Genomic DNA, 14,641 nt, shown 5'->3' with positions numbered 1-14,641 from the left:
GTAAGACCCGATGATGTACTTTAGGGTCAAAAAGAAAGCGGACATTATTAATAAACTCACGAGCGTTTGTCGAGTATAGAGAGAAAATTCGTTTTATGAATCAATGTAAATTGACGAAGAGTGAGCTAAAAAGCAAAAAAAAGCCAACCGCAATAATGGCGATTGGCGTATATATTGTGTGAACAAGTTCATTCACTAACAACGTCAGTTGGCTAGGTGACCCTCGGCTTAATAAGGGTCACCTTAAATAGAGCAGGTATCGTGCCAACTTTAAAACCCACAAAAACCCTAATCTTGATCCAACTTTTCACCAATTTATTATAATGAAAATGCAAAATGAAAATTGCATTTTGCAAAAAAGTGCAATTCGGTATTAAACAAGTATCTTATCAACTAGTTTATCCATTCACTATTTTCATACTTTTTTGACGTCAATCCGATATACTCCCACTACCTAAACTGAACCGCTGTAACGAATGAACTATCTATCTACTTTCTTCAAAGGCTTAGCTATGGGCGCTGCCGACGTGGTACCAGGAGTCTCTGGTGGTACCATTGCTTTCATCACTGGTATTTATGACACATTATTGGAGAGTATCCGGCGTATTAACCCAAGCTTAATTGGTATTTTAAAACGCGATGGATTGAAAGCTGCGTTTAATCATATCAATGGCTTATTCCTTATCGCTCTCTTTGGTGGTGTACTAACCAGCATTGCTACTCTGGCAAAGCTAATTTCATGGCTATTAGTGACACACCCTATCCCTCTCTGGTCTTTCTTCTTTGGCTTAATTCTGGTTTCGGTCTTCCATATGCTAAAGCAAATTGAAAAAAGAAGTATCAGCCGACTTATCTTCCTATTACTCGGGGTTGGGTTTGCTTATAGCATTACCATCCTCAAACCACTTCAAATGGATCCGACCAATATTAATGTCATGTTTGCGGGGGCTATCGCCATCTGTGCCATGATTTTACCGGGGATCTCAGGCAGCTTCATTTTGTTGCTCATCGGCATGTATAGCTCCGTTCTAGGTGCGGTGAAATCACTGGATGTGACTATCTTGCTGCTCTTTCTCACTGGCTGTGTGATTGGCTTGCTGAGTTTTTCTCACGTATTGTCTTGGCTACTAAAACGCTTCAGGGATGTGACTCTGATTTTTTTAACTGGCTTAATGATTGGTACATTACCAAAGATCTGGCCTTGGAAAGAGACTCTAACCTGGCGGACGAATTCGAGTGGTGAGCAAGTCCCACTAGTCGAGCGCAATCTATCACCGTTTGACTTTGAAGCCATCACGTCACAGCCAGCACAAATAGGCATCGCTGTCGTTCTTATGTTGTGTGCCATTGCTCTAGTGCTGGGGCTAGAAAAGTTTGCCGAAAGCCGCGAACTCTAATCACTAAAGCAGCCAACTGGCTGCTTTTCTTTTCATCTTTGTCTACTGAATCTCATTCCAAAAGCTCATAGTAGTCAATGATCGCTCGTCGCCCACTTCACGCAGGCGTATTCAAGTATTAAAAAGCGGGGCTGATTAAGTAATCGCTTCATCAATGTGAAACCCGGCATTTGCCGGGTTTGTTATTGTATAGAGAAAACAGCCTGTCAGATGACAGGCTGTTAAATATTTATAGAAGGGTCTGCCGGCTTGGTAAGAAAACTTCACCCAGCATACAACGAACGCTGCCACCCCCGATCGACTCGATGGTCTGAACGTTGAAAGGTAAAAGCTTACCGTGGCTCGCAAGTTGGGCACGTTGTGCTGATGAGAAGGCATCGTACGCCGATTGTGACATGGCAATCACTTTGTCACCATTCACCGTTTCAAGTTCTAGAATGTTGCCACAGAACTGGTTCATCTGCTCAAGGCTGATAGAAATAACCTGCTTATCTTTCGCCAGAGACTTAAGTACAAAACGACGTTCAAATTCAGGAATCACTTCGTCACAAATGACGCAGAAACGCTCCCCGATCGCCATCATCACATTCGTATGGTAGATCGGCTTGCCTGACGGTAAGGCAGTCTGGAATGACACAACACGATCGTAACCGATACGCTCAGCGTAGTCTTCCAATACTTCACGATCACAACGCTGTGACAACGCCGCATAAATAGTACGATTCACATGATCAATGACCATAACACCCGTACTTTCTAGATGTGCATTTTGAGCCAGGTAATCAGTCAGAGAATCTTCTGACACCACCTTTCGCCCTGCGGCTTCTAGAGCTTCACGCAAAGCATCTGGACGAACTTCCTGCTGACGGTTTTCACACGCCATAGGAAAAGTGTACAAAGCACCATCAGCAGTAGTGCTGAACCAGTTATTAGGGAAGACGGCATCGGGCGTTTCGACTTCACCAAGAGGGTAATCAAATTCCACAACTTGAACACCAGCTTGGCGCAACTGACCAACCATGGTATTAAATTCTTGCATCGCTTGCTTGCGAACTTGCTCCGTGGTTTCGTTGACTTGGTGTTGGAACTCATTGTCTCGAGCGGTTTCAGCATTAAACGCAAATTCTTTTGGTGGAACCATTACCACACAGTTGGCGTTTTGCACGGTAGAAACTGACTTTTCTAGTTGTGTTTGCTGTTTGAACATGGCGATAGACTCGTTATATCTCACTCACTTACGCTGAATTGTAGACATATTGTTAAGATAACAATTACTGAATTCATGCATAACAATCGATACTAATCTTATATTTTTACTGTAAATCTTAAGTTTTACAGTAAATTTTATGGATAGAATGACATTTAAAACCCTTTGACTGAATATTATGCAGCTATTGGTATAACAAATGGTTGATATACGGTTACATTTCACACATTAACGAGCTACCATATGATGCAAAGCGCAACCGCTATCTATAGCTTTCTTCTGCGTTGTGAATTTTAAGGCGAGTTATGTTTAAGAAATTTGAAGGTTTCACGAAACCTTTTCCTAATGAAGAACCTTCTCAGCCACCGAGTGGAATTTTTGCTTTCTGTCGTTATTACACTCGCGGGTTTGAAGTACCTCTGATCCTTATGTCGTTGATGGCAACGGTTGTGGCCATCGTAGAAGTGTCATTATTTGGTGCCATGGGCAACCTTGTTGACTGGCTGTCAACCAGTAACCCTGAAACATTCTGGCAAGAAAACCGATCCGAACTCATGCTTTATGGTGGTTTGCTCTTAGTTGTCATGCCTGTTTTGGTCGTTGCCTATTCACTATTGGTGCACCAAACACTCCTTGGCAACTATCCGATGTCCATTCGCTGGTTAGCGCATCGCTACTTGCTAAAACAAAGCCTGAATTTCTATCAGGATGATTTTGCAGGTCGTGTCGCGACTAAGGTGATGCAAACCTCTCTGGCAGTCCGTGAAACCGTAATGAAAACCATGGACGTTTTCGTTTATGTATCCGTATATTTCACTGCGATCGTCGTACTTCTGGCTCAAGCTGACTGGCGTCTGATGATCCCTATGGTTATTTGGCTATTGTGTTACATCGCTATTCAGATCTACTTCGTACCTAAATTGAAAAAGGTCGCTTCTGAGCAAGCTGACGCCCGATCCACGATGACAGGGCGTATCGTAGATAGCTACACCAACATTGCTACGGTTAAACTCTTCTCCCACAGCAAACGGGAAACTGTGTACGCAGAGAATGGCATGCGTGGTTTCCTTGATACCGTTTATCGTCAGATGCGCTTAGTCACCGGTTTTGACGTCGCCGTCGAAGTCACTAACTACCTGCTGGTCTTCACCATAGGTGCTCTTTCTATCTACCTTTGGATGGACAACTCGATCAGTATTGGGGCTATTGCTATAGCCATCGCTCTGGCTTTGCGTATCAACGGCATGTCTATGTGGATTATGTGGGAAGTCGGCGCCCTATTCGAAAATATGGGGACTGTTGTCGATGGCATGAAGACACTATCTAAGCCGATTGATATTCAAGATAAAGACAATGCAAAGCCGTTAACGGTTAAGCAAGGTGGTATCCAGTTTGACGACGTCAGTTTCCATTATGGTGACGAAAGTAAAGGTGTGATCAGCCACCTCAACCTTAACATCAAGCCAGGAGAAAAGGTCGGTCTGGTTGGTCGCTCTGGCGCAGGTAAATCAACTTTGGTCAACCTACTCCTTCGTTTCCATGACGTTGAAAGCGGTAAGATTAAAATAGACGGTCAGGTGATTTCTGATGTCACTCAAGACTCTCTGCGCAGCAATATAGGTATGGTAACCCAAGATACCTCACTGCTACACCGCTCAATTCGTGACAATATCCTCTATGGAAACCCTGATGCCAGTGAAGACGATCTGCTACGCGCAACCAAACAAGCCCATGCCCACGAGTTTATTGAGACACTGAATGACCCATTCGGTAACAAAGGCTACGATGCTCAGGTGGGTGAGCGAGGCGTCAAGTTGTCCGGAGGACAACGACAGCGTATCGCCATCTCACGTGTGCTGCTTAAAGATGCGCCTTTGCTTATCTTGGATGAAGCGACCTCTGCTCTGGATTCAGAAGTGGAAGCGGCCATTCAGGAGAGTCTCAATGAACTGATGCAAGGCAAAACGGTTATTGCCATTGCCCACCGCTTATCAACCATAGCAGCTATGGATCGATTGATTGTGTTGGACAAAGGACAGATTGTTGAGCAAGGTACTCATCAGGAGCTGATCCAGAACGAAGGCATTTATGCTCAGCTCTGGGCGCACCAGACGGGCGGTTTCATCGGCGACGAAGATCAGCAAAAACAAACGGCTTAATCCACCCGTTTAAAAGCATTAAAGCAGAGGTTTCGCCTCTGCTTTTTCGTTTTCGATATTCAATCTGCCACAACAATTGATATATACTCGCGCCATTCGCATTCAACCAAGTTCAACAAAACCAATGAATAAAAGTTTACTGACAAATGTGCTGGCACTGGCGCTATTAGCTGGCGGTTATCAAACAGACAACCAAGTCGCGTTTTACGCCGGCTTGTTTGCTTTTTCTGGCGCAATCACCAACTGGTTAGCGATTCACATGCTGTTTGAAAAAGTCCCTGGTTTATACGGTTCAGGGGTTATTCCAGCACGATTTGAAGAATTTAAAGCGGCAATCAAAAACCTAATGATGGAACAGTTTTTTACTGCAGAAAACATCGACCGATTCTTAAACAAAGAAATGTCAGGCAAAACATTGAACCTTGAGCCCGTATTAGAAAAAGTCGATTTTAATCCAACGTTTGATTCTCTGGTCAATGTCATTGCAAACTCTTCCTTTGGCAGTATGCTTGCCATGTTTGGCGGCACTGAAGCCCTGCAGCCATTAAAAGAACCTTTTGTTGAAAAAATGCAGGAAGCGGTAGTAGAAATCAGTCAAAGCGATGCGGTTAAAGAAGCCCTAAAGGGTCAACTGGAATCGCCAGCCATGATGGAAGAGATTCAGGCTAACATTGAAAATATTATTGATCAGCGCCTAAGTGAACTAACGCCAAAGCTGGTCAAAGAAATCGTCCAGAAAATGATTAAAGAGCATTTAGGCTGGCTGGTAGTCTGGGGAGGCGTTTTTGGCGGTCTAATCGGTATCGCATCATCATTCATTGCCTGATGTAGAACCCAGCAATTGACGAACAAGGGAAGCGAATACTTCCCTTTTCTTTTTCTAGAGTGTTGCTATCAAATCCGCGTTTACACCAAAGCTGGTTTTGTGCTCCTCAATCACCACTTCACTTCGCGTCTGTATCACACCTGGCAGTGTCCCGAGCTTGGTCGACATAAAGCTCTGATACGCTTTCATATCTTTAACTCGTACTTTGATCATGGTATCGAAATCGCCGGATAACGAATAACACTCTTCGATCTCTGGCATATCTTCCACTGCTTTGGCGAACTTTTCAAAAATAGAGAAACTGGTTTGATCAAGGCGAATATGGATGAAAACCTGCACATCTAAACCCAATTTTTCTGGGCTGAGCTCAGCGTGATAGCCCTTGATATAGCCTTCTTTTTCAAGGCGTTTAACCCTTTCAGAGCAAGGTGAGGTGGTCAAGTTTACTTGCTTAGCAAGCTCTACAACAGGTAGGCGACCTTTTAGGTTTAAGGTACGGAGGATTTCACGATCAATTCTATCTAAGTCCATTTAACGCTCTGATTAGATGTCTTTCTTTATGCTTATCATAATCGAAACAAGTCAATGAAACCTAATAAAGGAACAGCTTTAGAAGAAATTTTATTGGCAAGAATAGAAATTTATGCGGCTTCAACGTTCGAGAGCTCACGCTCTTGGACTAAGTCTGCCTGAGTGTTGCACACACGACAAAACGCCTGCTTTTCCATTTTTACATAATGGGCGCCCTGGAAGAGGGTTGCAAAGAAACACGCCAAGCTCTTTTTCACAGAGTCATGCTCTTCTTGGCATCGCTTCATAACAACTTTGTGAGCAGTCACTTTTTGGCAGCAATGGCAATATACCTGAGGCATTTTCTTTCTCCGTGAGCGTTAGCGTTATTGATAGTGGACATATTAGTAAGGCCTTAGTTCCAATTGCTCAAATTTTCATTTTCAATTTGTGAACCAAGTTCAATTATTAATCAATTTTATTAAAAAAGCCCCGAATATCGGGGCTTTATGTTTCGTCAGTTCACTGCTTATTCAAGCTCAGTAAGCTGTTTTTCAAACTTCGCGTGCTGCACTTTTACCGATTCTTCTGGTTCACCTGTCATCAGGCTTACAACCACAATTGCGATAGTAGAGAAGATGATTCCCGGAACAATTTCGTAAACATCGAACCAACCACCTGTTAGTTGCTTCCATACCACGATAGTCACACCACCAATCACTATACCAGCAAGCGCGCCATTACGGTTCATGCGAGACCAGTACAAGCTAAGCACCAATGCAGGACCAAATGCCGCACCAAAGCCTGCCCACGCGTAAGACACTAGGCCAAGAACTGAACTGTCTGGCGTCATCGCTAGGATTAGTGCGACGATAGAAATAGCCACTACCGCAATACGGCCAACCATCACAATCTCTTCTGAACTTGCATCTTTCTTCACCAGCTGCTTATAGAAGTCTTCTGCCAACGCGGAAGAAGAAACCAGAAGCTGTGAATCGGCCGTACTCATGATAGCCGCCAAGATCGCCGCAAGTAGAACACCCGCTACAACCGGATGGAAGATAGAGTTAACCAGTAGCATGAAGATCTTCTCGCCATCATCAATGGATACGCCAGAGTTGGTAACGTAAATCAGACCAACCAGACCAACCAGCATTGCGCCAACCATAGATAGTGCGGTCCAAATCACGGCGATACGACGCGCAGTGGTTAAATCCTTGTTGCTGCGAGCAGCTTTGAAACGAGCCAAGATATGCGGCTGACCAAAGTAACCTAGGCCCCATGCAACCAAAGAGATGATCGCAATCGCTGACAAGGGTTCACCTTTTGTGTCATTCCAGAAAGTCAGCAACTGAGGATTGATGTTGGTGAGATCAGAGCTTAGTTGACCAAAACCACCTTCCATCGCTGCAATAGGTACAATCATCAGCGCGGCTGCCATCAGAAGGCCTTGTACAAGGTCAGTCCATGATACCGCTAAGAAACCACCGAATAGAGTGTAGGAAACCACACAAACCGTACCAATGATAACAGCTGTGGTGTAATCCAATCCGAATACCGTTTCAAACAGTTTTCCGCCCGCTACCAGACCTGAGCTGGTGTAGAAAAGGAAGAATAAAAGGATAAAGAAAGCAGAGATAACCTGAATCAGTTTCGAATTATCGTTAAAGCGACGTGACAAGAACTCAGGCAGAGTCAGAGCATCTGTCGTAATACTGTATGTACGTAAACGTTTTGCACTGATTAGCCAGTTCAGCCAGGTACCAACTAGCAGACCACCTGCCAGCCAGAAAGCCTCAATACCCGCTGCATATGCATAGCCAGGAAGCCCTAGTAGTAACCAGCCACTCATATCTGACGCACCTGCGGAAAGGGCTGCTGGCCAAGGGCCTAATGAACGGCCACCCAAAAAGTAATCCGCTGAGTTTTTCGTTCGTTGGTATGCAATAACGCCTATTGCCAGCATCAGAATGAGATACGCAATAAACGTGGTCGTAATAGCAAAGCTATTTTCCATGTGTTTGTCCTCTTATAAAAGATCGCCTTCCATGAACGCCCCCACTTACACAGAGTGAGGGCTCTCCGAGAAAGGATTAGTGGGCTTCACTCCCAAGCTCTAGCAAGGTCGCGTTACCACCCACTGCTGTTATATTTATTGTTCTCGTCCGCTCTGTGATAAAGCGAAGCGATAAGTGTGGATCGTGTGCGACCGGAATCGCAGTCACGTCCGTTTCCGAAACTAGGCCAACAATCGCGCCTGAACGTTTCGCTAATTGGCGGTTGATTGTACGTTCAACCTCCTGATTACCTATGTATCCAACACTACGTACATCTGACTCCAGTAACTGACGATATGCATCAAGAGAGGCAAATTGTAATAGATTCATAGGTAGGGAAGACTGCTTGTAGGCAGCTTCCAAATTCTGGCTAAGTTGCGCATCATCACTGCACAAGATGATGCTATTACCAGCAATTAAGGCCGCTGTCAGCTGAGCTACGGTTGCCTGCTGAGAAGACGCTGATGCCTCCTCTTGAATGATGAGCGCCACCCCACGGCCAGCGGTATACAACTCGTTAGTTTCGCCTGTCGGACCAATCAATTGGTGTGTTTCAGCCAGCAGGGCTGAAGCATGCTCAATATGATAAGCCATCACGGACGCTAAGTTTTTTTGCTCTAACTGCAAAGCCTGTTTAAAAGAAAGCAAACACTCACTTTTAGAATCAAAGCTAGTCAGATTCCAGTTTTCCCAAGCTGAGTAAGCATCAGAAAAACGAGTTACTTGATGAACCATAATCTTTCTCCTTACCAACAGATTAAGAAAACGAAGTTTGTGTAAAACGGAATAGGTAGTGCGGGCCGCCAGCTTTTGGCCCCGTACCAGAAAGGCCCTGACCACCAAACGGTTGCACGCCAACAACCGCACCCACCTGATCACGGTTGATATAGCAGTTACCCACACGTGCGTGTTTTTCAATCCAGCGGTAAGTGGTTTCGTTGCGGCTATGAATCCCCATAGTCAAACCAAAACCTGTGCTGTTAATGCGATCTACAATCTGATGCAGTTCATTGGCCTTGAAGCGCACAATATGCAGAATCGGGCCAAATTGCTCTTCTTCTAAGCACGAAATATCACGAATTTCGAAGGCACTTGGTGCAACGAAATCACCGTGTTGATGTTCTTCACCCAAAGTAAGTTCAGCCACTTTCTTTTCCGTCGCGGTCATACGCTCAATATGCTTAACCAGTTTGGTTTTGGCTGTCGTATCGATAACCGGCCCCACATCGGTGGAATGAAGATAAGGAAGGCCGACACTCAGTTCCTGCATCGCCCCCTGAATCAGTGCAACGATGCGATCAGCGATGTCTTCCTGAACATACAGTACGCGCAAAGCACTACAACGCTGGCCTGCTGAGGCAAACGCAGAACGAATAACATCACGTACAACCTGTTCAGGTAGCGCTGTACTATCAACAATCATTGCGTTTTGACCGCCTGTTTCCGCGATAAACGGAACTGGCTCAGCATCACGAGCCGCCAATGTTTGATTGATTCGTTGCGCTGTCGCCGTTGAACCCGTAAAGGCAACACCAGCAATGGCAGAGTGAGAGGTTAATGCCGAACCGATTTCAGCACCGCGACCTGGCAGCAATTGAATAGTCCCCGCAGGGAAACCTGCATCATTCATCAGCTCAACTGCACGTGCAGCAATCAAACTAGTTTGCTCTGCTGGTTTAGCGACTACTGTATTACCCGCAACAAGAGCAGCGGTAATTTGGCCGAGGAAAATCGCCAGTGGGAAGTTCCATGGACTGATACAGACAAAGACACCACGTCCTTGACGAGACACTGTACGAGATTGGCCATCAAAGCCTTGTAGCTGAAGCTCACCTAAAGCATCAACCTGCTTAGCGTAGTAGCGACAGAAATCAACCGCTTCACGCACTTCATCAATGCTGTCGTGAATTGTTTTACCTGCTTCCTGATGGCACAGTGCCACAAGCTCAGCGAGGTTTTCTTCTAGCAGGTCAGCTAACTTATCCAGCTTCTCTGCTCGTAGAGCTTTATCACTCTTCTGCCAATTTGCAAATGCCTGCTGTGCACCTTCGATCGCTGCGGAAACATGATCAAGAGATGCAAAGGCTACCTGACCGACTTTAATACGGCGGTCATAAGGCGCTGTGACCACTTCGGTATTCACATTTTCCTTGATCATGCTTTCAGCATAAGCTTGACCATTGATGATCGGGCCCGCCACCCATTGCTTATTTAAGAACCCTTCAACAGCTTGCTCAAAAGGCTTCGCCTCAGACTCCACATCAACGTTGACACCGTATGAGTTACGACGCTCAGGGAATATTTCTGGTGGCAGTGGAATATTGACATTATTCAGCGTATCAAACGCTTTCAACATATCGACAGGATGCTGCGTCAATGTTTCAACAGGACAACGAGCATCGACTAGGCGGTGTACAAATGAGCTATTTGCACCATTTTCCAACAAGCGACGCACCAAATATGGCAAGAGATCTTTGTGGCTACCCACAGGTGCATAAATACGAACTGGCTGCTGGTAAGCTTCCATCGCATGGTTATATAGGGAATCCCCCATGCCATGTAAACGTTGGAATTCGTAATCTTTATGCTGAGCCATCACTGCGATTGATGTGACGGTTTGGGCGTTGTGACTGGCGAATTGAGGGAAAATATTACCGCGAACATTTTCAGAAAGTAGGAATCGAGCACACGCTAGATAAGCAACATCCGTCGCTTCTTTGCGAGTATAAACTGGATAGTTATCGTAACCAGCTTGTTGAGACCATTTTATTTCACTATCCCAGTAAGCTCCTTTAACTAGGCGCAACGGGATCAAATCGCCCTGCTCTTTTGCCAGGCCGTTAATCCAAGCCAACACGGGCAGTGCACGTTTTGAATAAGCCTGAATTACCAGACCAAACTTGCCCCAACCTTTGACTAAGTCGCTGCGATACACTTTTTCGAACAACTTGAGTGACAGTTCAAGACGATCGGCCTCTTCTGCGTCAATAGTGATCGCCACATCAAGTTCAACAGCGCGGCGAAGTAGCTGCATTAGCGTATCAGCTAACTCAGTCATCACACGTTCTTCGTTTGCCACCTCATAACGTGGATGAAGTGCAGAAAGCTTGATAGAAACGGAAGGCGCAGGGCTGGTCTCTAACCCATATTTATCGCGGCCAACCGCTTCAATTGCCATTAAGTAATCTTTGAAGTATTTACTCGCATCTGCAGTGGTCAGCGCAGCTTCACCTAGCATATCGTAGGAATAAGTGAAGCCTTTATCACGCATGTTGCGGCCATTTTTCTGAGCTTCCGCAATGCTTCGACCCAAAACAAACTGATGGCCCATCACCTTCATCGCCTGATGCATCGCTTTACGAATCACTGGCTCTGACATCTTGTTGACTAGGCGATTGACTGCTGAGACAGGACTTTGAGAATCCGCTTCAGGAAGCCCCACCACTTTGCCCGTCAGCATCAATCCCCAAGTGGACGCGTTAACGAATACAGAATCTGAATTCTTAAGGTGAGATTTCCAGTCAGCAACACTGAGCTTATCTCGGATTAAAGCATCAGCAGTCGCGGAATCCGGAATACGCATTAGCGCTTCGGCAAGACACATCAACAAGATACCTTCTTGAGTATCTAAACTGTACTCAAGCAGCAGGGCATCAATCATCTGGATTGATTTTTTGTCTGCGCGGATGGTTTCGATCAGCTCAGTTGTTTTCGCGGTGATCTGTGCTTTTTCAGCATCAGTAGGGATTGCCAAAGGCAACAATTGTTCAAGCCATTGGGATTCGTCCACCATATAAAGTGGCGAGATCAATGACCACAGTTTGTTAAGCGGCTGCTCAACAAACTCGGCATTCAACACATCAGTTGCTGTAAACATGCGTTTTCCTCAATCTCAAACCTGATAAATTCATCAGGATTCTTACAATGGTTTGCAGTGTATTTTGAGCGCGAGAGGATTACTTGTCAAAAGCTCCGAGTTTTTTGCTAAAAACTCTGATTATTAACAAAACAAAAACAGAGTCACATGCAAATGAGCAAAATAATATATGGTTAATCTTTTCTTATTTAACCAAATTGTTTCTTGTAGCGGGATGGAGACATGCCTTGCAGTCGAGAAAAGGTATGGGTAAAAGCGCTTTGACCAGAAAAGCCTGTCAGTTCTGCCACTTGGCCAAGTGAAAGATGCCCTTTTTCAATCAGTGATTTAGCCATATCAATACGCTTACCGAGCACATATTGATGAGGTGTGATTCCCATCTGTTCTTTAAATAAGTTGTGAAATTGACTTTCACCCAGAAAGACACTACCAGCTAATTGAGCAACTGAGATCTTTTGACTCAGGTGCTGCTCGATATATCGATCAATCGCCTCAAGGTCGAAACGCGATTCTTTGCGCGAAGGAGCAAACGTCGACATATGACGCTGGAGAAGTGCGATAACCGTATCGTTGCAGGCACGACTAAGAAGCAAGTCTTCCGGGTTGGAATGCATCTCAGCCACCAGCATTTGTATGAGCTTCTGGATTTGTCCGTCGAGCTGAAAATAAGTATCACGCTGACTGATTTCATTGAGCTTTTGTAGCATCAAGGGATCATCTCCTGACGGAGGGGGCATGTTCAAAACTAGGATATCTGACTGGCCGACCACACCACCAAACGCATGACCTGAACCGGAGCTCACAACACAACCTTGGCCCGGGCCAACTAAATTACCAAACCCACTGACTTCAAACTCCGCCTGCCCTTTCAGGCCAATGACTATCTGGGTATAGCTGTGATCATGGCAATCCATATAAGAAGGCAATGTCACCAGCTCCGCAGGCTTAGGTGACAAAAGTTTGGCATGTTCACCAGTCAATGCTGGGTGCTTAGATGAGCTCATAACACAGTTTTGTGATCTTAAATGACACTAGAGTCGCATGTTATACCAAAAACTTCTCAATCCGAAATCTATTCAACCTCATATGCAATCGAGCAAATACTAACCTTGATCTAGGCTTAAAACTGGGTCCCTAAAACAGGATAAAGCTGTTCAACATAAGCTTCGGAAGAATGATCAAGTGCACATAAATTACGGTATATGTCACTTCTAGCCACATTTCTTTTTGCAGATGCTCAATCTTCACTTGCATATTTCCCCAATCAACTCAAAATGATAGGTAGCATCCAAGTTTTATATACACTCATGAGATTATTCTGCTCAAACGCTGATTAATCTGTTAAAAGAAAGATGCAGGGATAAAAGAAAAACTTGGGAGAGACAGGGGAACAAGGACTGTCAAAAGTTTGTCTTTTTTGGGTTTTTACGTTGGTAATAAAACGTTAATTGTTGCAGGGAAATATGATAACACGTCGCATCCCAGCGCTTTTAATTGCGCTAAGCCCTATATGGGTATCGACTTCGGTTTTTGCGGAAACGGCTGACTCTGCCGATCCTGTCGCAGCTATCGATAGTAAGTTAGAAAACAAACAAAGCGAACTGCAAGCGCTAGGCGCTGAGTTCGAAGGTGAGTCCGAACGTTTACAACAACTTAGGGCTGAACTGAGCAAATACCAGCGTGAAGAGCAAGAGCTCAACGCTAAGCGTAATCGCGCTAAGTCTGCACTGGACAAACAATATAATCGCCTTCTAGACGATCCAGATGTCGATCTGCTGTCTTTCCAACAAGAGTACCAGCAAGCTTGGTCCTCTGTGAAAGAAAACCAAACACAAATTCTTGAACAAGAGCAAGCCATTACCGAGCAGGAAATGCGTTTATCTCAGATAAAGCAGAAACGCTCTCGTATTAACTCCGAGCTGTCTTACCTTAAGGAACAGAAAGTAGAGGCACGCGTTAAACGACTCGATGCCGAACTTCGTGAAAGTGACGTACTCAACACCGCGTTTAAAACCACATGTTCAGCAACCATGACATTGGGTGAGTGTACTAATCAAGGTAAATACCTCACCAAACAACGTGCAGTCAATACATTCAAAGCGAAGCTACTTGACGGTCTAACCGAAGCGAACCTTGCCAAGCAAAACCTGAAAGGTGTTCAACTCAACGTGTTTGTTCAAGAGAGCCAAATTATCCGCTCAGGCTTCGAAGGCAATAACAGTTACTACACTGAAATGCAGGCACAGCTTCAAGCTCGTCCAGAAGCGTCAGCAGCATGTAAACTACTAAATGTCTCTTCCCGTTACTGCCTGAATGGGGCGGAAGTGACGAAAAAAGACCAAAGCAACAACAAAGAGAAAAGCTGGGCAAACATTACCGTTCGCTCAGATCAGTATGAAGATCGTGTCACCATTAACGGTGTCAACTATGGTAGCACGCCAGTCGAAGTTGTCCTCCCGAGGGGTAAGCATCAGTTCACTGTTTCTAAAGACGGTTTCCAAACTTACAATCGCACTATTGCCGTCCATAGCAATGACACAGTTTGGGTTAAGCTACGTCCGGATTCAGATATTTAACCCACTTCTCTTTTTAGAAAGAGGGGGATTGC

General features: G+C 45.0%; 11 protein-coding genes. 4 read left to right on the top strand and 7 right to left on the bottom strand.

Going from position 1 to position 14,641, the window contains the following annotated elements; all coding sequences use genetic code 11:
* Positions 1–476: 476 nt before the first annotated feature.
* Complete coding sequence (locus L1D15_RS00700; RefSeq protein ID WP_239835585.1) at positions 477–1,397, top strand: DUF368 domain-containing protein; 921 nt, start codon at positions 477–479, stop codon at positions 1,395–1,397.
* 229 nt (positions 1,398–1,626) lie between these two features.
* Here L1D15_RS00700 and L1D15_RS00695 read toward each other — a convergent pair whose 3' ends face one another.
* Entirely contained in the window at positions 1,627–2,604 is a 978-nt protein-coding gene (locus L1D15_RS00695; protein ID WP_239835586.1) for an arginine deiminase-related protein, read from the bottom strand.
* A gap of 305 nt (positions 2,605–2,909) precedes the next feature.
* Here L1D15_RS00695 and L1D15_RS00690 point away from each other — a divergent pair, with 305 nt between their 5' ends.
* Both L1D15_RS00690 and L1D15_RS00685 read left to right on the top strand, forming a co-directional pair.
* Entirely contained in the window at positions 2,910–4,763 is a 1,854-nt protein-coding gene (locus L1D15_RS00690; RefSeq protein ID WP_239874332.1) for an ABC transporter ATP-binding protein, read from the top strand.
* Between the two features lie 124 nt (positions 4,764–4,887).
* The gene (locus tag L1D15_RS00685; protein WP_239874331.1) at positions 4,888–5,589 is read left to right on the top strand and encodes a DUF445 domain-containing protein; all 702 of its coding nucleotides are present in this window, start codon (positions 4,888–4,890) and stop codon (positions 5,587–5,589) included.
* 54 nt (positions 5,590–5,643) lie between these two features.
* Here the strand turns inward: L1D15_RS00685 and L1D15_RS00680 are convergent, their stop codons facing one another.
* From L1D15_RS00680 to L1D15_RS00655, 6 genes are all read right to left on the bottom strand, one after another.
* Positions 5,644–6,120, bottom strand: coding sequence for an Lrp/AsnC ligand binding domain-containing protein (locus tag L1D15_RS00680; RefSeq protein ID WP_239874330.1), 477 nt, complete (start codon positions 6,118–6,120; stop codon positions 5,644–5,646).
* Between the two features lie 110 nt (positions 6,121–6,230).
* A complete protein-coding gene (locus L1D15_RS00675) occupies positions 6,231–6,461 on the bottom strand; it encodes a hypothetical protein (protein WP_239864697.1) in 231 nt (76 codons plus the stop codon).
* A 167-nt stretch (positions 6,462–6,628) separates the two neighbouring features.
* Positions 6,629–8,116 (bottom strand): sodium/proline symporter PutP, encoded by a 1,488-nt coding sequence (gene putP / locus L1D15_RS00670; protein ID WP_239874329.1) that lies wholly within the window; start codon positions 8,114–8,116, stop codon positions 6,629–6,631.
* Positions 8,117–8,192: 76 nt separating this feature from the next.
* Positions 8,193–8,891: a 1-pyrroline-5-carboxylate dehydrogenase gene (locus L1D15_RS00665; RefSeq protein ID WP_239874328.1), complete on the bottom strand. Its 699-nt coding sequence runs from the start codon at positions 8,889–8,891 to the stop codon at positions 8,193–8,195.
* A gap of 22 nt (positions 8,892–8,913) precedes the next feature.
* Positions 8,914–12,033, bottom strand: a complete 3,120-nt coding sequence (gene putA / locus L1D15_RS00660; protein WP_239874327.1) for a bifunctional proline dehydrogenase/L-glutamate gamma-semialdehyde dehydrogenase PutA — start codon at positions 12,031–12,033, stop codon at positions 8,914–8,916.
* 188 nt (positions 12,034–12,221) lie between these two features.
* A complete protein-coding gene (locus tag L1D15_RS00655) occupies positions 12,222–13,037 on the bottom strand; it encodes an AraC family transcriptional regulator (RefSeq protein WP_239864703.1) in 816 nt (271 codons plus the stop codon).
* A 459-nt stretch (positions 13,038–13,496) separates the two neighbouring features.
* On the opposite strand from L1D15_RS00655, the gene L1D15_RS00650 reads away from it, so the two are divergent.
* On the top strand, positions 13,497–14,609 hold the full coding sequence (locus L1D15_RS00650) for a PEGA domain-containing protein (protein WP_239874326.1): 1,113 nt from the start codon (positions 13,497–13,499) through the stop codon (positions 14,607–14,609).
* Positions 14,610–14,641 lie beyond the last annotated feature (32 nt).

This window comes from Vibrio sp. Isolate25 (assembly GCF_022398025.1).
GTDB lineage: Bacteria > Pseudomonadota > Gammaproteobacteria > Enterobacterales > Vibrionaceae > Vibrio > Vibrio coralliilyticus_A.
The sequence above is the reverse complement of the archived record's forward strand: the minus strand, read 5'-3'. Positions and strand labels throughout refer to the sequence as shown.

What these genes read in the sequence shown, in the direction of transcription:
- L1D15_RS00675 (WP_239864697.1), bottom strand. Translation starts at nt 6,461, where the DNA reads ATGCCTCAGGTATATTGCCATTGCTGCCAAAAAGTGACTGCTCACAAA.
- L1D15_RS00690 (WP_239874332.1), top strand. Translation starts at nt 2,910, where the DNA reads ATGTTTAAGAAATTTGAAGGTTTCACGAAACCTTTTCCTAATGAAGAA.
- putP (WP_239874329.1), bottom strand. Translation starts at nt 8,116, where the DNA reads ATGGAAAATAGCTTTGCTATTACGACCACGTTTATTGCGTATCTCATT.
- L1D15_RS00695 (WP_239835586.1), bottom strand. Translation starts at nt 2,604, where the DNA reads ATGTTCAAACAGCAAACACAACTAGAAAAGTCAGTTTCTACCGTGCAA.
- L1D15_RS00665 (WP_239874328.1), bottom strand. Translation starts at nt 8,891, where the DNA reads ATGGTTCATCAAGTAACTCGTTTTTCTGATGCTTACTCAGCTTGGGAA.
- putA (WP_239874327.1), bottom strand. Translation starts at nt 12,033, where the DNA reads ATGTTTACAGCAACTGATGTGTTGAATGCCGAGTTTGTTGAGCAGCCG.
- L1D15_RS00700 (WP_239835585.1), top strand. Translation starts at nt 477, where the DNA reads ATGAACTATCTATCTACTTTCTTCAAAGGCTTAGCTATGGGCGCTGCC.
- L1D15_RS00685 (WP_239874331.1), top strand. Translation starts at nt 4,888, where the DNA reads ATGAATAAAAGTTTACTGACAAATGTGCTGGCACTGGCGCTATTAGCT.
- L1D15_RS00650 (WP_239874326.1), top strand. Translation starts at nt 13,497, where the DNA reads ATGATAACACGTCGCATCCCAGCGCTTTTAATTGCGCTAAGCCCTATA.
- L1D15_RS00680 (WP_239874330.1), bottom strand. Translation starts at nt 6,120, where the DNA reads ATGGACTTAGATAGAATTGATCGTGAAATCCTCCGTACCTTAAACCTA.
- L1D15_RS00655 (WP_239864703.1), bottom strand. Translation starts at nt 13,037, where the DNA reads ATGAGCTCATCTAAGCACCCAGCATTGACTGGTGAACATGCCAAACTT.